This is a genomic window from Millisia brevis NBRC 105863, from assembly GCF_001552615.1.
Classification (GTDB): Bacteria; Actinomycetota; Actinomycetes; order Mycobacteriales; family Mycobacteriaceae; genus Millisia; species Millisia brevis.
In genome coordinates this window covers 133,252-149,201 of the sequence record NZ_BCRN01000016.1, presented here as the reverse complement: position 1 = coordinate 149,201, position 15,950 = coordinate 133,252, and the positions used below count along the sequence as shown (strand labels likewise).

General features: G+C 69.4%; 16 protein-coding genes. 11 read left to right on the top strand and 5 right to left on the bottom strand.

Going from position 1 to position 15,950, the window contains the following annotated elements; genetic code table 11:
* Position 1: 1 nt before the first annotated feature.
* Both MB1_RS20225 and MB1_RS20220 read right to left on the bottom strand, forming a co-directional pair.
* A complete protein-coding gene (locus MB1_RS20225; RefSeq protein WP_439646964.1) occupies positions 2 to 1,690 on the bottom strand; it encodes a family 2A encapsulin nanocompartment cargo protein cysteine desulfurase in 1,689 nt (562 codons plus the stop codon).
* A 142-nt stretch (positions 1,691 to 1,832) separates the two neighbouring features.
* Positions 1,833 to 2,771 carry a family 2A encapsulin nanocompartment shell protein gene (locus MB1_RS20220; RefSeq protein WP_066911705.1) on the bottom strand — a complete coding sequence of 313 codons (939 nt, stop codon included), beginning with the start codon at positions 2,769 to 2,771 and terminating at the stop codon, positions 1,833 to 1,835.
* Positions 2,772 to 2,852: 81 nt separating this feature from the next.
* On the opposite strand from MB1_RS20220, the gene MB1_RS20215 reads away from it, so the two are divergent.
* A complete protein-coding gene (locus MB1_RS20215; protein WP_066911703.1) occupies positions 2,853 to 3,752 on the top strand; it encodes a LysR family transcriptional regulator in 900 nt (299 codons plus the stop codon).
* 69 nt (positions 3,753 to 3,821) lie between these two features.
* On the opposite strand, the gene MB1_RS20210 is transcribed toward MB1_RS20215, so the two are convergent.
* From MB1_RS20210 to MB1_RS20200, 3 genes are all read right to left on the bottom strand, one after another.
* Positions 3,822 to 4,835, bottom strand: a complete 1,014-nt coding sequence (locus tag MB1_RS20210; RefSeq protein ID WP_066911700.1) for an ABC transporter substrate-binding protein — start codon at positions 4,833 to 4,835, stop codon at positions 3,822 to 3,824.
* Between the two features lie 67 nt (positions 4,836 to 4,902).
* A complete protein-coding gene (locus MB1_RS20205) occupies positions 4,903 to 5,850 on the bottom strand; it encodes a TauD/TfdA dioxygenase family protein (protein WP_066911696.1) in 948 nt (315 codons plus the stop codon).
* A 54-nt stretch (positions 5,851 to 5,904) separates the two neighbouring features.
* The gene (locus MB1_RS20200) at positions 5,905 to 6,852 is read right to left on the bottom strand and encodes a TauD/TfdA dioxygenase family protein (protein ID WP_066911693.1); all 948 of its coding nucleotides are present in this window, start codon (positions 6,850 to 6,852) and stop codon (positions 5,905 to 5,907) included.
* Positions 6,853 to 7,071: 219 nt separating this feature from the next.
* Here MB1_RS20200 and MB1_RS20195 point away from each other — a divergent pair, with 219 nt between their 5' ends.
* The 10 genes from MB1_RS20195 to MB1_RS20150 all read left to right on the top strand — a co-directional run bounded on the left by MB1_RS20195 (position 7,072) and on the right by MB1_RS20150 (position 15,949).
* Entirely contained in the window at positions 7,072 to 7,842 is a 771-nt protein-coding gene (locus MB1_RS20195) for an IclR family transcriptional regulator (RefSeq protein WP_245650282.1), read from the top strand.
* Between the two features lie 113 nt (positions 7,843 to 7,955).
* Complete coding sequence (locus MB1_RS20190) at positions 7,956 to 8,771, top strand: ABC transporter ATP-binding protein (protein ID WP_066911784.1); 816 nt, start codon at positions 7,956 to 7,958, stop codon at positions 8,769 to 8,771.
* Positions 8,764 to 9,621: an ABC transporter permease gene (locus MB1_RS20185; protein ID WP_066911690.1), complete on the top strand. Its 858-nt coding sequence runs from the start codon at positions 8,764 to 8,766 to the stop codon at positions 9,619 to 9,621. The genes MB1_RS20190 and MB1_RS20185 overlap by 8 nt, the downstream gene beginning before the upstream one ends.
* Before the next feature lie 50 nt (positions 9,622 to 9,671).
* Positions 9,672 to 10,982, top strand: a complete 1,311-nt coding sequence (locus tag MB1_RS20180) for an LLM class flavin-dependent oxidoreductase (RefSeq protein WP_066911782.1) — start codon at positions 9,672 to 9,674, stop codon at positions 10,980 to 10,982.
* Positions 10,979 to 12,223: an MFS transporter gene (locus MB1_RS20175; protein ID WP_066911687.1), complete on the top strand. Its 1,245-nt coding sequence runs from the start codon at positions 10,979 to 10,981 to the stop codon at positions 12,221 to 12,223. Before MB1_RS20180 ends, MB1_RS20175 begins: the two co-directional genes overlap by 4 nt.
* Positions 12,224 to 12,260: 37 nt before the next feature.
* Positions 12,261 to 12,653, top strand: a complete 393-nt coding sequence (locus MB1_RS20170; protein ID WP_157084189.1) for a hypothetical protein — start codon at positions 12,261 to 12,263, stop codon at positions 12,651 to 12,653.
* A gap of 131 nt (positions 12,654 to 12,784) precedes the next feature.
* Positions 12,785 to 13,231, top strand: a complete 447-nt coding sequence (locus MB1_RS20165) for a hypothetical protein (protein WP_157084188.1) — start codon at positions 12,785 to 12,787, stop codon at positions 13,229 to 13,231.
* Positions 13,228 to 13,569 carry a winged helix-turn-helix domain-containing protein gene (locus tag MB1_RS20160; protein ID WP_066911678.1) on the top strand — a complete coding sequence of 114 codons (342 nt, stop codon included), beginning with the start codon at positions 13,228 to 13,230 and terminating at the stop codon, positions 13,567 to 13,569. Before MB1_RS20165 ends, MB1_RS20160 begins: the two co-directional genes overlap by 4 nt.
* Before the next feature lie 76 nt (positions 13,570 to 13,645).
* The gene (locus tag MB1_RS20155; protein WP_066911779.1) at positions 13,646 to 15,130 is read left to right on the top strand and encodes an acetyl-CoA acetyltransferase; all 1,485 of its coding nucleotides are present in this window, start codon (positions 13,646 to 13,648) and stop codon (positions 15,128 to 15,130) included.
* Between the two features lie 36 nt (positions 15,131 to 15,166).
* Positions 15,167 to 15,949 carry an isocitrate lyase/PEP mutase family protein gene (locus tag MB1_RS20150; RefSeq protein WP_066911675.1) on the top strand — a complete coding sequence of 261 codons (783 nt, stop codon included), beginning with the start codon at positions 15,167 to 15,169 and terminating at the stop codon, positions 15,947 to 15,949.
* The last annotated feature ends 1 nt before the right edge of the window (position 15,950 follow it).

Here is a 15,950-nt window from a genome sequence, read left to right as displayed (position 1 = left end):
CTCAGTGGCCGCGTCGGGCGGCGAGCCGATGTACGGCCGCCACCAGGGCGTCGACCTCCTGGCAGGTGTTGTAGAACGCGAACGACGGGCGCACCGTCGCCTCGAGGCCGAAGCGCCGCAGGATCGGCTGGGCGCAATGATGCCCGGCCCGCACGGCGATGCCCTCCTGGTTGAGCGCGGTACCCACCTCGAGCGGCTCGTAGCCGTCGAGGACGAAGGACACCACGCTCGCCTTCTCCGGAGCGGTACCGATCAACGTCAGCCCCGGTACCTGCCGCAGCCCGGCCATCGCGTACTCGACCAAACCGTGTTCGTACGCAGCGATATTCGGCAGGCCGATCCGCTGCACGTAGTCGAGCGCCGCGGCGAGACCGGCGGCGTCCGCGATATTGCCGGTGCCGGCTTCGAAGCGTCCGGGCGGCTCGTGGAAGGTCGCCCGCTCCAGGGTGACATCGACGATCATATTGCCGCCGCCCTCCCAGGGCGGCATGTCCTCGAGGATCTCCCGCTTGCCGTACACCGCGCCGATTCCGGTGGGGCCGAAGATCTTGTGGCCGGAGAACACCAGGAAGTCGGCATCCAATTCGGTGACGTTCACCTGGATATGCGGCACCGACTGGGCGCCGTCGATCAGCACGGTCGCACCGGCCCGGTGGCCGATGTCGATGATCTGCTTGATCGGAGTCACGGTGCCCAAGGCGTTGGACACGTGGGTGACCGACACGAGCTTGGTGCGGTCGGACAGCAGCTTGGTGTACTCGTCGATCAGCAGCACGCCGTCGTCGTCGACCGGAATCACCTTGATGACCGCGCCGGTCCGCTCGGCGAGCATCTGCCAGGGCACGATATTCGCGTGGTGCTCGAGGTGCGAGATGACGATCTCGTCGCCCTCACGAATATTCTTGTGGCCCCACGTATTGGCGATCAGGTTGATGCCCTCGGTGGTCCCGCGGACGAAGATGATCTCCTCGGGTGAGCCGGCGCCGAGGAAGTCGGCGATCGTGCGCCTTGCCCCCTCGTAGGCGTCGGTCGCCCGCGCCGCCAATTCGTGTGCGGCCCGGTGGATATTCGAGTTCTCCCGCGAGTAGAACTCCACCAGTCGATCGATTACCGCCTGCGGCTTCTGCGTGGTCGCAGCGTTGTCCAGCCAGATCAGCGGCTTGCCGTTGACCCGCTCCGACAGGATCGGGAAGTCCCGCCGGATCGCGTGCACGTCGAACGGCGGATGCGGATCGAGCGGCAGCTGCGGTATCGAACCGGGGGAAACCGACTGAGGTCCTGCGGAATACCACGGCGGCTCCGCGAACCGGTCGTCGGTCGACAGATCGGTCGGCGGCAGCGCCACCTCGCCGTAACCCGGTGTGGCCGGCGCCGCCGGGGTGTAGCCGGGGATATCGGTCAGGAAGTAGAACTGGGACACCGACGGCGCAGCCGGGGACACCGACGGCACAGCCGGGGCACCCGACGGAAGGCTGCCGGGAGTGGCTCCACCCGAGGGGACGGACGGGCCGCCCGGCGTCGTGCCGGCGGTCGGACTCGCCACCCCGCCACCGGTCAGGCCCGACAGGTCGGGAACATCCGGGGTGACCGGCTGGATCGGCAGATCCGGTGTGGGCACGGCGAACCCGCTGGCGAATTGGGCCGTACTGGCCGGCGCGCTGGTCGGCGGCGGACCGTTCGGCGGGCTCATCGGCGGCCCGACCACCCCGGGCGGCCCACTGGCCACCGCCGGGGACGGCTCGAACGGATCCTGGCCGGGGAGAGCCCGAAAGAGCTCCCCGGCCATCCGGCTCAGCGTCGCTTCGTCCGGCAACCAGGCAGGTGCGCCACCGTCACCGGTAGGTGGGGCTGTAGTCATGGAACTTATCCACCTCGACGTCATCGAGCACGGCCAGGGCATCGTCGGTCAGTACGGCGAGCGAACAGTACAGCGACACCAGATAGGAGGCGATCGCGCTGCGATCGATTCCCATGAACCGCACCGACAATCCCGGTCCCTGCTCGCCGGAGACACCCGGCTGGAAGAGGCCGACCACACCCTGACGGGCTTCACCGGTGCGCAGCAACAGCACCTTGGTCTTGCCGTCCTCGAGCGGCACCTTGTTCGACGGAACGATCGGCAGGCCGCGCCAGGTCAGGAACTGTGAACCGAACATGCTGACCGTGGGTGGCGGCACACCGCGCCGGGTGCATTCGCGGCCGAAGGCGGCCACCGCTTCGGGATGCATGATGAAGAAGCCGGGCTGCTTCCACACCTTGGCGATCAGGCCGTCCAGGTCGTCCGGGGTGGGCGGGCCGCCGAGGGTGGGGACGCGCTGGCTGTCGGCGACGCTGCTGAGCAGACCGTATTCCGGGCTGTTGATCAGCTCGTTTTCCTGGTGCTCCTTGACCGCCTCGATCGTCAGCCGCAGCTGCTGCGCGGTCTGATTGTGCGGGCTCGAGTAGAGGTCCGAGATCCGGGTGTGGATGTCGAGCACGGTCTGCACGGCCTTGAGGCGGTACTCCCGCGGATTCGGGTCGTAGTCGACGTAGGTCTCCTCCAGCGGAGCCTCGTCGTAGTTGTCGCACTGGATGTTGACCGACTCCGGGTGGATCACCTTGTTCACCCGGTAGATGCCGGCTTCCACCGGTACCCAGCTCAGCAGATGGACCAACCACCGGGGGGTGATCTCGGCCATCTGCGGAACGGTCTTGGTTGCATTCGCCAGTGTCCGCGCGGCGGCGTCGCTGACCGACATCGACTGCCCCGCGCCGGGAGGTGTTTTCGCCATGCTCGCCACCTTTCCCCGCGCGATCCATAGGGTCCAATGCCAGTTTTCTTAGGAACCATAGAACGCACCTATACTTCGAGGGTGCTGGACGTGGGACGACTTCGCGTACTGGCCGCCGTCGCGCGCGAAGGGTCGATCACCGCCGCCGCGGAGGCGCTGCACTATGCGCAACCGTCGGTCAGCCACCAGCTGTCTCGGCTGGAGGCCGAGGTCGGTATGCCGCTGCTGCAGCGGATGGGCCGCGGTATCCGGTTGACCGACGCCGGTCGGTTGTTGGCCGAACGTGCCGAGCAGATCCTGGCACAGGTCGAATCGGCGCACGCCGAACTCGAGGAACTCGCCGGGATGCGCACCGGCCGCGTGCGCCTGGCCGCGTTCCCGTCCGCTCTGGCCACGATCGTGCCGGCGGCGGCCGCGGCGATCGTGTCGGCCTACCCCGGGGTCGAACTGTCGTTGACCGAGGCGGAGCCGCCGGAGGCGTTCGCGGCGCTGCGCGCGGGGGAGATCGACGCGGCCGTCGTCTTCGAGTACGGCGAGGCGCCCGCGGTCGACCGCCGCGACACCACCCTGATCCCCTTGCTCGACGAGCCGCTGTATCTGGTGACCCCGCGACAGGACACCGACCACGCCCAGCCGGAATTGCGCGACTTCGCCGATCAGCGGTGGATCGCCGGGTGTGAGCGGTGCCGGGAGCATCTGGTCGACGCGTGCAAGGACGCCGGGTTCACCCCGCGCGTCGACTTCGAGACCGAGGACTTCGTCGCCGTGCAGGCCCTGGTGGCCGCGGGCCTCGGGGTGAGCCTGCTGCCGGGGCTGACCCTGCGCGCCAACCGTCACCCGGACGTCACTCTGCATCCGGTGCCCGGTCTGCGCCGCCATGTGCTGGTCGCCCACTACGGCAAGCCGCCCGAGTCCCGCCCGGCGCAGGTCCTGCTCGATGCCCTGCGCGGCAACCTGACCGAACCGGTCTGGGATCTCTGACCGGAATGCCGCGCGGGCCGGCACCCACTGAGGGTGCCGGCCCGCGCGCCGTGCTGTATCGAATCCTCCTCAGGTCGAGCCGGTTTCGTCGGCGGACGGATCGAAGGTGCCGTTCGCGTAGGGGTTGAACTCGTTGGTGAACAGCCCGTCGACGTCGATCCCGGGTTGGAGCTGACCGAGGCGGATCGCCTCGTCGATCCAGAGGGTGAACTCGTCGGCGCTGATCACCCCGCCGGGAGCCGGGATGCCGGGGCTCTTCCACTGCTGCACGTACTCGGTGTTCTCGTTGCGCCCGCGGTTGTTGATGATCTCCTCGAACTTCGCGATCACCTCCTCCCGTGGGTGCAGCTGCGCCCACCGGATCGCCCGGGCGGTGCCCTGCACGTAATCGGCGACGGCCTCCCGGTTCTCGGCGATGAAATCGTCCCGCAGCACCGTCGTGGCGATCGACAGGTTGCCGATCAGATCGGTATCCCGGAAGACCTCGTGCAGGCCGCCGGTCTCGAGGGCGACGTCCTTGAAGACACCACCGAGATTGCCGACATCGATCTGACCATTGCGCAGCGCCTGCTCGGTATTGATCGGCGGCACCACGGTCAGTTCGACCCGGTTGATCTCGTCATCCGACAGGCCGTTGCGGAAGAGCCACTCCTTGATCGCGTATTCGTGGTAGGCGCCGAGGGTGTTGATGCCGACCCGCTTGCCGATCAGATCCCGCGGACCCTCGATCCCGCTGCCTTCCAGGGAGAAGTACCCCTGGAAGGTCTGATCGTCCGAGCCGCTGCTCGAGATGACCGCGGTGATCGGCGAGCCCGCCTCCTGCAGCTTGGCGACCGATCCGTTGAACGCGGACCCGATATCGGTCTGACCGGTGGCCACCGACTGGATGTCCTGTGGGCCGCTGGTGGTGTCGCCCACCCAGTCGAGGGTGACCTTGTCGTAGTACCCCAAGGCCTCGGCCAGTTCCGGCCACTGCACCTGCGAGGGTGAACCCTGATAGCGCAGAACGGTTTTCCCGTCGTCGCCGGACCCCGCGCTCCCGGCGGCGGAACATGCCGAGACCACCGCCACGATGATCGCCATGATCAGCAGGGGAACGGGCCGATTTCTGCGCACCGGGTATCGCCTTTCGTGTGGGTATTCGGGTCGGTCAGGAACCGGTGAACTGTTCACCGGAGATGGCCACCGATGGCGTACCGTCCACCCCGACCGGGATGTCGCCCTCGATGGTCGTGCGGTACAGCAGCCGGTCGATCTCGAGATGATTGACATCGCTCGGCGCCAGATGCGCGGTCGCACGATTGTCCCAGATCGCGAGACTGTCGGGACGCCAACGGAATCGAACCGTATAGGCGGGGTTGGTGACCTCGTCGAAGAGCAGGTCGAGCAGGGCGTCGCTCTGCCGGCGGGAGTAGCCGACGATGCGGTGGGTGAAGCCCGGGGTGACGAACAGCAGTCGCTCACCGGTGACCGGGTGCACCCGCACCACCGGATGCTCCGCGACCAGCGGTGTCCGGCTGACCTTCTCGTCGTAGCGGCTGCCGGCGGCAAAGGCCGGTCGGCGCCCACCGAAGCGGTGCTCGGCGCGCAGCCCGTCGGCCAACTCCCGCAACGGTTCCGGCAGACCGGCGTAGGCGGCGGCCAGGTTGGTCCAGGTGGTGTCGCCACCCCGGTCGGGCACGATCGCCGAGCGCAGTACGGTGACCGCCGGCGGGTTGACCAGGGCGGTGACGTCGGTATGCCACTCGTTGGTATAGCTCGCCGCCTTGACCCCGAACTTCTTCTCGTAGTTGCGGTTGTCGACCGCGAGGATCTCCGGGAACTCGGTCGGGGCGTCGTCGTCGTAGGGATGCGAGGCGGTGACCGGGCCGAAATGCCGGGAGAACGCGATCTGCTGGGCATGGTCGATCGGCTGGTCGTGGAAGAAGAGCACCTTGTAGCGGTGCAGGCCCGCGCGCAGCGCCTCGACCTGCGCCGATGTCAGTGGGGCGGTCAGGTCGACGTCGGAGACCTCGGCGCCGATATGGCCGGCGACGGGTGCGAAGTGCGGTGCCACGGCGGTATCGGCGCTCGGGGTCCGATGGTCGGTGACGGTCATGTCGAAACTCCTTCGATCGTGCGGTCGGTGCGGTTCGAGCCGGTCGAGCGGCGGTCAGGCGCGGGCGCGGAAGGGCTCGCCGGAGATCGACCGTGACTGCTGTCCGTCGACGCCGACCGGAATGTCGCCCTCGACGGTGGTGCGATGCAGCACCCGCACGACGTCGAGGTGGTCGAGATCGGTCGGCGCCTGATGCGCGGTCGCCCGGTTGTCCCAGACGCCGACGCTGTTCGGGGTCCACCGCACGCGAACGGTGAAGGCCGGATTGGTGATCTCCGCGAACAGCAGGTCGAGCAGGCGGTCGCTCTGCCGAGGGCTCAGGCCGACGATGCGACTGGTGAAGCCCGGGTTGATCGCGAGCAGGCGCTTGCCGGTCACCGGGTGCACCCGCACCACCGGGTGCTCGCTGATGATCGGGGTCTCCCGGGTGAGGGTCTCGGCCTCGGAGTTGTTCTCCCAGCGGCGCTCCCGGCCGCCGAACCGGTTCTCCGCGTAGAGCCCCTCGAGGAAACGCTGCAAGGATTCCGGCAGGCTCTCGTAGGCGGCCACCAGATCGGTCCAACTGGTGTCGCCGCCGACCTCGGGGACCAGCTCGCCGCGCAGGACGGTGACCGCCGGCGGGTTGATCAGCGCGGTGATGTCCTGATGCCAGAAGTTGGCGTAGCTGTACCGGCGGGCGCCGCCGCGGGCGGCGTAGATGCGCGAGTCGACCTCGAGGATCTGCGGGAAGCCCTCCGGGGACTTGTCGGTATAGCCCAACGGATGGGCATCGGTCACCGGTCCGAAGATCGAGGTGAACCGTACCTGCTGGGCGTGGTCGATCGGCTGATCGCGCAGGAACAGCACCTTGTACTCGTAGAGGGCGTCGCGCAGCTCCTGCTGGGCGGCGGGACTCTGCTCCTCGGTCAGGTCCACTCCGGAGATCTCCGCGCCGAGGAATCCGGCGATCGGTTCGATCCGAACAGTGGACGTGTCGGTGGCGGGTACATCGGCGAGGGTCACGGGTGACTCCCTTCCACAGGGGCCGCTGGGGCCGGGTGATCGGTCGTGTCTCCAATATGGAAGTCGTTCGGGCACTGGCCAAGAGCGCTTCCACATCGTGGAACCCGCACCCGATCGGCCGGCCCGCGGCGGCGATACGATCACGCCGCGCGCAACCCTCCTGCCGAACGGTTCGCTGCGGGATCGTGGGATTCATGCGTGAGCCGAAGGAGGCGAACTGTGGCCGACACCGACGATCTACCGGCCGGTGTGCGCCCGGTTCGGACCGGATCCCAAGCGATCGAACGTGCCGTATCGGTGCTCTACGCCCTCGACGGTGAGGACCGCTTCCTGTCGATTACCGAGGTCGCCCGGCGCGCCGACCTGCCGGTGAGCACCACTCACCGCATCGCCCAGGCGCTGGTGCGCGGCCGACTGCTGATGAAGGACCCGGAGTCGGAGGGGTACGGGATCGGCGAGGGGCTGCTGACGCTCGCCAATTCGGTGCGCATACCGGTCGACGTCGACTCCGCCGCGCCGCATCTGCACGGGCTGTCCTCCCGCATCGGGATGACCGCGAGCCTGTCGGTCGCCGAGAAGCGACAGTCGGTGACCGTCTACATGGCGCGGCCGCCGGTGACGTTCTGTCACAATCAGATTCCCCAGCAGCGTGCGGACCTGCGGTCGACGGCGATGGGCAATGCGCTCGTCGCGTTCACCGGTCGACGGGAACGTCGCGACGGGCAACCCGCGGACATCGAGACCACCCGGCGGCGTGGATACGCGATCACCTCGCACGACGACGTCACCGCGATCGCGGTACCCGTCTTCGACCGGTACGGCCACGTGCGCGCCTCGATCGGCGTACAGGCGCGCAGCGTGCGATTGAACTCCGCGCTGATCGCGCAGGTCTTCCCGGTGATGCGGACGACGGCGGCCCTGCTGGTCGACGCGGTCGATCCGCCCCGCGTCGACGCCGCGGTCGACGGCATTCTGCGCGGCGCGATCTGATCGGTCGCCGCCGTTCCGCATCGTGAAAACGGCTGTTGCCCCGCATCTCCGACACCGACCACCATGGCGTAACCGATTCGGCGCAGGCCGCCGGCGAACCCTTTGGAGACAGCATGCCCGTTCCCACCCTCGAGCTCAGATCGGTCACCAAACAGTTCACGGTGACCGGGCGGCCCGCCTTTCTGGCCGTCGACGATGTGACGATCACCGCCCACCGCGGCGAATTCCTGGTGCTGGTCGGTCCCAGCGGCAGCGGCAAATCGACCCTGCTCGACCTGGTGGCGGGTTTGACCACCCCCACCTCCGGCGAGATTCTCCTCGACGGTGCTCCGGTCACCGGGCCCGGCCTCGACCGCGGGATCGTCTTCCAGCAATACGCTCTGCTGCCGTGGCGCACCGCCCGCGGCAATATCGAATTCGGGTTGGAGGCCAAGGGGGTCGGCCGCCGCGAGCGCCGCACGATCGCCGACGAGTACCTGGAGCTGGTCGGGCTGGTGGGCTTCGGTGATCGCTTCCCCCACGAGCTGTCCGGCGGCATGAAGCAGCGCGTGGCGATCGCGCGCAGCCTCGCCTACGACCCCGACATCCTGTTGATGGACGAGCCGTTCGCGGCATTGGACGCCCAGACCCGCGAGAACCTGCAGGACGAACTGCTGCGCATCTGGCGAACGACCGGCAAGACGATCCTGTTCATCACCCACGGCATCGACGAGGCGATCTACCTCGGCAACCGGGTCGCGGTGCTCACCGAACGGCCCGGCCGCATCAAGGAGATCTTCGACATCGATATCGATCGGGATGCGGTCGACGACCTGCGTTCGTCGGAGCGCTTCCGCGACTACCGCCATCGGATCTGGCTGTCGCTGCGACCGGAGGCGCAGCAGCGCGCCGTGGCCGGCGATGTGGTGGGGACGGTGGCCCATGTCTAGTTCGACGCTCGAGCAGGTCACCCCGGCGGACGGCGGCGCCGCACCGGCGGGGCGGCGACCCCTCACGGGACCGCCGCGCAAGGGTGGCGGCACCGGCCGGCGGATCTTCCGGTCCTCGATCGCGTTGATCCTGCTGGCCACGGTCTGGGAGCTCGCTCCCCGCCTCGGACTGGTCGACCGCACCTTCCTGCCCGAATTCTCGGTGGTGATCGGGGCCTTGGTCGACCTGGCCGTCAATGGCCAGCTGTGGCAGCATGTCTCGGCCAGTGTCGGCCGCGCCCTGCAGGGCTTCGCCATCGCGGTGATCGTCGCGATCCCGCTCGGGGTGTTGATCGGCTGGTACCGGCCGGTGGCGCAGTACCTCAACCCGGTGCTCGAACTGTTCCGCAATACCGCGGCGCTGGCCCTGTTGCCGGTCTTCGTGCTGATCCTGGGCATCGGCGAGACTTCCAAGGTCGCCCTGGTCGTCTACGCCTGCACCTTCCCGATCCTGCTCAACACGATCTCCGGAGTGCGCACCGTCGACCCGTTGCTGATCAAGTCGGCCCGATCGTTGGGGCTCTCCCCGTTTCGGCTGTTCCAGAAAGTCGTGCTGCCGGCGTCGTTGCCGACGATCTTCACCGGCCTGCGGCTGTCGGCGGCCGCGTCGATCCTGGTGCTGATCGCCGCCGAGATGGTCGGCGCCCAATCGGGGCTCGGCTATCTGATCATGGCCAGTCAGTTGAACTTCCAGATCCCGAATATGTATGCGGGCATCGTGTCGATCGCCCTGGTCGGTCTGGTCTTCAATGCCGTTCTCGTCCTGCTCGAGCGGCGCTTCTCCAGCTGGCGTCCCGCCGGCGATTCGTGACGAAAGGACCACGCGACGTGACACGGCAGTTGCATCTCAACGCCTTCCTGATGGGGGTCGGCCACCACGAGGCCGCCTGGCGGCATCCGCGCACCGCGGAACGCGACATCCTCGACGTCAACCACTTCGTCGAGGTGGCGCGGATCGCCGAACGCGGTCGGCTCGACTCGATCTTCCTGGCCGATACCCTCGCGGTCGGACCGAACGTCGAACGCAATTCGCCCGCGGTCTTCGAGCCGCTGACCCTGCTTTCGGCGATCGCCGGGGCCACCCGGCACGTCGGGCTGATCGCCACCGCGTCGACCGGCTACCAGCATCCGTTCACCCTGGCGCGGGCCTTCGCCTCGCTCGACCACATCAGCGGCGGGCGCGCCGGCTGGAATATCGTCACCTCCGCCGGCTTCGACGAGGCCCGCAACTTCGGTTACGACGCGATACCCGTTCACGCCCAACGGTATCGGCGTGCGGAGGAATTCGTCGACGTCGTGCTCGAGCTCTGGGACAGCTGGGGCGACGGCGCGGTGGTGCTCGATGTCGAGTCGGCGACCTTCGCCGATCCGCAGCGCGTCCGGACCGTCGATCACGTCGGCGAGCACTTCGCGGTGCGCGGTCCGCTCAACTCGCCGCGGTCGCCGCAGGGCCGCCCCGTGCTCGTCCAGGCCGGCAGTTCCGAGGCGGGCAAGGACCTGGCCGCGCGCCACGCGGAGGTCGTCTTCACCGCCCAGCGCAGCATCGCCGAGGGGCGCCGATTTGTCGCCGACCTGCACGGGCGCCTGCCCCGCTATGGGCGCACCCCGGCGGATATCGCGATCCTGCCGGGCATCGTGCCGTATATCGCGGATACCGAGTCGGCGGCGCTGGCTTTGGAACGCGAATTCACCGACCTGATCTCGGCGGACTACGCGTTGCGTCAACTGTCCGCGGTCTTCGGGGTCGACCTGACCGGGCTCTCGCTCGACGAGCGGCTGCCCAACCTGCCCGCCGAGTCGCACATCGAGGGCCAGAAGAGCCGATCGACGCTGGTACGCGAACTCGCGACCGCGGAGAACCTCACCGTGCGCGACCTGCTCGGCAGGCTCGGCGGCGGACGCGGCCACCGCAGCATCGCCGGGACACCGGAGCAGATCGCCGACGACCTGATCGCCTGGGTGGACGCCGGAGCCGCCGACGGCTTCAACATCATGCCGCCCTACCTGCCGGGCGGGCTGGCGGACTTCGTCGACCATGTCGTGCCGATCCTGCAGCGGCGCGGTCGATTCCGCACCGACTACGAGGCGACGACCCTGCACGGCCACTACGGTATCGAGGCGCCCGCCCGCGTGCCCGCGTCGTCCGGCCGGCGGGTCGGCGCGCCTGCGTGACCGATCGGGATACCGCCGCCGCGCCCAGCGGCGCGGCGGCGGAGCGCGACCGTCCGCTGCGGGCGTTGGCGACGACGGTCTTCCTGCCCGCCGCCACCTACGGGATCGGCCAGGGCGCCGCCGCGCCGGTGATGGCCCTGGCGGCCCTGGAACTCGGCGCCTCCGTTGCGGTGGCGGGTCTGGCGGTCGCGGCGGTCGGCCTCGGCCAGGTCCTCGGCGATCTGCGCGCCGGTCAGATCGTCGCGCGGTTGGGGGAGCGCCGGTCGATCATCCTGGCGAGCACGGTAGCGGCGACCGGGTCGCTGATGTGTCTGCTGGCCCCGGCGATCTGGGTGCTGGCGCTGGGCATTCTGCTGGTCGGCTGCGCCAACGCGGTCTGGGGGCTCGCCCGGCAGAACTATCTGTCGCTGGCGATTCCGTTCGCCTGGCGGGCGCGGGCGATGTCGCTGTTCGGCGGCACGATGCGCTTCGGCTTCTTCGTCGGCCCGCTGATCGGGGCGGCGGCGATCTGGGGGATGGGCATCGGCGGTGGGTTCGTCGTCCAGCTGACCGCGATCGTGATCTCCGGCGTTCTGATGGCGCGCCTGCCGGATCCGGAGGGGGCGGGCGCCTCGCCGCGGGCGGTCCCACTGGGTGCGGTGATGCGCCGGCACGGGCGGCTGCTGGTCACCCTCGGCGGTGGATCGCTGCTGCTCGGTATCGCCCGCAGTTCGCGTGACGCGGTTCTTCCGTTGTGGGCCAGCCATATCGGGCTGTCGCCGGCCACCGCGAGCCTGCTCTTCGGGGTGGGTGCGGCCGCCGACGTCCTCTGCGCCTATCCCGCCGGATATCTGATGGACCGCTTCGGCCGCACCTTCATCGCCGTGCCGTCGATCCTGGTGATGGCGGTGTCCTATGCCACGCTCCCGTTGACCGACAGCGTCGCGACGTTTGCCGTGGTGGCCGTGATCATGGGGATCGGCAACGGATTCGGCAATGGGGTCATCATGACGATCGGAGCCGATGTCGCCCCGCCGGACGGTCGGGCGGAATTCCTCGCCGCCTGGCGGCTGACCCACGACGGCGGCTTCTTCGCCGGTCCCCTGTCGATCGCGATATGGGCGGCGTTCGCACCCCTGTCGGTGGCCGTGCTGGTGTCGGCGGGGTGGTCGGTGCTCGGCGCCGGGCTATTGGCGCGCTACGTGCCGCGCTATACCCGCCGCCGCGACGAACCTGTTGATAACGATAATCACTATCGATAATCTGGGAGGGTGGCGAACCGGCGAAGGGAGAGCGGCGATGACGCAGGGGCGAACGAGTGGGACCGACCGTGCCTTCACGGTGGTGGTCTGCACCGGCCCCGGGGGTGCGGTCGAGTCCGCCACCCTCGACGGCCTGCGAGCGACGGTGCGGCGGTGTGCGCACGGAATGCTCGTATCCACACCGGCCCTGCTCGCGCCGATCTATCGCACGCCCGGCAGTGGCGAGGCCGAGACCTACGCGATGCTGCAACCGTGCGACGCCCACCACCGCGCGCCGGTCGGACCCGCCCGCTGGGTGGGCCCGATCCGCACCGCCGACGACGCCGTCGAACTGGCCGGCTGGGTGGAGCGCGGAGGGTGGTCGCTCGACGAGCTTCCCCAGCGGCTGCACGCGACGTCCTATTGGTCGGCCCGGGCCGCCATGAACTGAGTCGTGGTGCTGCCCGCGTTCCGGCTCGCGGTACCGAGACCTCCGCGGCAACTACTTGCCAAATTAGAAAGTAGTTGCTCTACTGGTCATTAGTTTCCGAACGACGGAAGCGGATGCCCGAGGAGGCGACGATGAACGGACCCGACTACACCGCCGAGGATGCGCGCGATCGACTCGACCGCGCCGCGCAACTCGACCTGGCCGGCGCGAAGGATCGTCGGATATACGGCCTGTACCTGGCCGCGACCGGCATCATCATCGGCGCGTACGTCGTGGTGACCCGGACGGTCGACGGTGGCAGCAGCTCGCCGCTCGTGCTCGCCGGCTATGTCGCCCTGCTGCTCGCCGTCACCGTCTGGCAGTCGCGCGCGGCGGGGGCGGTACCGCGCGGGGCGAAGCGCAAGGGCCTGTTCGCCCTGTTGGGCACGGTCGCGGTGTTGTTGGTCGTGATCATGGCCCTCAACGTCATCGAGATCGAGCTCGGCCTGCGCTGGTGGTACCTGGCGATCGGCGCGGTGGTGACCGCGCTGCCGTGCATCGTGACCGGGCTGTCGATCGCGCGCGGAGCGGGCCGATGACCGAGCCGCATCGGCACGCGCGGCATCGCCTGGACCCGGCCCTGCAGAATCCCGTGCGCTTCAGTGTGGTCGCGGCCCTGGCCACGGTCGACGAGGCCGACTTCGCCACCGTGCGCGATGCGGTCGAGGTAACCGATTCCGCCCTGTCCAAGCAGGTCGGCGCGCTCGAACAGGTCGGCTACGTCAAGGTGCGCAAGGGCTACGTCGGTCGTCGACCCCGCACCTGGTTGGCGTTGGAGCCGCAGGGGCGGGTGGCCTGGAACCGGCATCTCGCCGCCCTGCGGGAGATCGCCGCGATCGGCGTGCCCGACCCCGCGGCCGGCCAATCGGGGCGATGATCCGGGTCGAGGCGCCGATACCCGTTATCTTGGACAACATGTACGCGGTATGCGGCGACGCGAAGGCGACCCAGCGATGACCCTCGATCCCCGGACCCCCGTGCTCGTCGGCGGCGGCCAGATCAACCAACGCGAGGGCGGGGTCGAACCGGTCGATCTGATCGTTCGCGCGGCCCGCGCCGCCGCCGACGACGCGGCGGCACCCCTTCTGGCCGAATCGGTCGACTCGATCCGGGTCGTCGGCATGCTGTCCTGGTACTACCGCGACCCCGGCGCGCTGGTGGGTGAACGGCTCGGCGCCGCACCCCGACATACCGGCGTGACCGGAACCGGCGGCAATATGCCGCAGTCGCTGGTCAACGCCGCCGCCCTGGATATCGCCGCCGGGCGCGCCGACGTCGTGCTGATCGGCGGCGCCGAGACGTGGCGGACCTGGTCGCAGCACCGGCGGGCCGGCACCCGGCAGCCGTGGACCGATCAGCCGTCGACCGTGACACCGGCGGAGGTGCTGGTGCCGGAGATGCCGCTGCTCTTCGACGGCAATACCCGCGTCGGTCTGATCCGGCCGTCGGAGGTCTACCCCCTGTTCGAGCAGGCCCTGCGGCTGGCCGCCGGGCGCTCGCCGGCCGATCATCGGGATCGCCTCGGTCGGTTGTGGTCCCGGTTCTCGTCGGTAGCGGCCAAGAACCCGGACGCGTGGATCCAGCGGGAGTTCACCCCGGCGGAGATCGTCACCCCCGGACCGGACAACCGCCTGATCGCCGACCCGTACACCAAGCTGATGAACGCGAACAACAGCGTCGAACAGGGTGCGGCCGTGCTGATCTGCTCGGTCGAGGCCGCCCGCCGCTACCGGGTACCGCAGGACCGCTGGGTCTTCCCGCTGTCCGGTACCGACGCCCACGACACGTTCAACGTCGCCGAACGCGGCGCGCTGGATCGGTCGCCGGCGATCGCGGCGGCGGGCCGCGCGGCGATCGAGCTGGCCGGGACCTCGGTCGACGCGATCGACCACCTCGATGTCTACTCCTGCTTCCCGTCCGCCGTCCAGGTCGCGGCGGCGGAACTCGGCCTACCGGTGGATGATCCGGCCCGCCCGCTCACCATCACCGGCGGTCTGTCGTTCGCCGGCGGCCCGTGGAACAACTACGTCACCCACGCGATCGCCACCATGATCACCACGCTGCGCGAGCATCCCGACTCGCTCGGCATGGTCACCGCCAACGGCGGCTTCCTGACCAAGCACGCCTTCGGCGTCTACGGCACCCGGCCCCCGGCGGCCGGATTCCGGTACGCCGACGTGCAGTCGGTGGTCGACGCCGCGCCGACGGTCGCCGCCCCGGTCACCTACGAGGGCCCGGCGCGCATCGAGTCGTGGACGGTCACCCGGGATCGGGACGGCGCCCCGGAGCGGGTGCTGCTGGCCACCCGGACCCCGGGCGGCGCACGGGCCATGGCGTTTTCGACCGACGCCGACCTGCTGGCCGGCGCCGCCGCCGGGGAGTGCGCCGGATCGGCCGGCGCCGTCGCCGCCGACGGCAGGTTCACCGCCGCAGGCTGACGCGCCGGCGGGACGCCCGGCCGGCAGAGTGGGTTCATGACCACGGATCTCGTCGGACGGGCCCGCGACCTGCTCGCGCGCCACCACAACGGAACACTGCTGGTACTGCCGAACGTCTGGGACGCCTGGTCGGCCCGCGCGGTCGTCGACGCCGGATTCCCGGCCCTGGCGATCGGCAGCCATCCGCTGGCCGACTCGCTGGGGCGACCCGACGGCGAGGGGATGTCGCTGACCGAGGCGCTCGACGGGATCGCCCGCATCTGTGCGGCGGTCGACGTTCCGGTGACCGCCGATATGGAGTCCGGCTACGACACCCCGGCGGACGAATTGATCGAGCGGGTCCTCGCCGCCGGCGCGGTCGGCATCAACATCGAGGACACCGTGCACAGCGAGGACCGGATGCGCGAGCCCGCGGAGCACGCGGACTACATCGCGGCGCTGCGGGTCGCGGCGGACGCTTCCGGCGTCGATGTGGTGATCAACGCGCGCACCGACGCCCTACTGGTGGGGCACAAGAGGTTCGACGACCCGGTCGCCGAGGCGATCACCCGGCTGACGCTCTGCGCGCAGGCGGGCGCCCGCTGCCTCTACCCGGTCGCCCTGCAGCTCGACGCCGCGACGATCGCCGCCCTGGTGACCGAGATCCCCGGTCCGATCAACGTCATCGCGAACCCCCGGACCGGCACGCCCGCCGGTGGGCCCAAGGAATTGGCCGCCCTCGGCGTGGCCCGGGTGACCTTCGGTCCACTCCTGCAGCGGGAGCTGACCCCGACGATCGGCGCGCTCGTCGCGGACTGGTCACCGGCCTCCGGAGCCTGAC

Excerpts from the sequence above, each read along its gene's own strand:
- MB1_RS20225 (WP_439646964.1), bottom strand. The coding sequence starts at position 1,690 with ATGAGCCCGCCGAACGGTCCGCCGCCGACCAGCGCGCCGGCCAGTACG.
- MB1_RS20220 (WP_066911705.1), bottom strand. The coding sequence starts at position 2,771 with ATGGCGAAAACACCTCCCGGCGCGGGGCAGTCGATGTCGGTCAGCGAC.
- MB1_RS20210 (WP_066911700.1), bottom strand. The coding sequence starts at position 4,835 with ATGGCGATCATCGTGGCGGTGGTCTCGGCATGTTCCGCCGCCGGGAGC.
- MB1_RS20205 (WP_066911696.1), bottom strand. The coding sequence starts at position 5,850 with ATGACCGTCACCGACCATCGGACCCCGAGCGCCGATACCGCCGTGGCA.
- MB1_RS20190 (WP_066911784.1), top strand. The coding sequence starts at position 7,956 with ATGCCCGTTCCCACCCTCGAGCTCAGATCGGTCACCAAACAGTTCACG.
- MB1_RS20185 (WP_066911690.1), top strand. The coding sequence starts at position 8,764 with ATGTCTAGTTCGACGCTCGAGCAGGTCACCCCGGCGGACGGCGGCGCC.
- MB1_RS20180 (WP_066911782.1), top strand. The coding sequence starts at position 9,672 with ATGGGGGTCGGCCACCACGAGGCCGCCTGGCGGCATCCGCGCACCGCG.
- MB1_RS20170 (WP_157084189.1), top strand. The coding sequence starts at position 12,261 with ATGACGCAGGGGCGAACGAGTGGGACCGACCGTGCCTTCACGGTGGTG.
- MB1_RS20165 (WP_157084188.1), top strand. The coding sequence starts at position 12,785 with ATGAACGGACCCGACTACACCGCCGAGGATGCGCGCGATCGACTCGAC.
- MB1_RS20160 (WP_066911678.1), top strand. The coding sequence starts at position 13,228 with ATGACCGAGCCGCATCGGCACGCGCGGCATCGCCTGGACCCGGCCCTG.
- MB1_RS20155 (WP_066911779.1), top strand. The coding sequence starts at position 13,646 with ATGACCCTCGATCCCCGGACCCCCGTGCTCGTCGGCGGCGGCCAGATC.
- MB1_RS20150 (WP_066911675.1), top strand. The coding sequence starts at position 15,167 with ATGACCACGGATCTCGTCGGACGGGCCCGCGACCTGCTCGCGCGCCAC.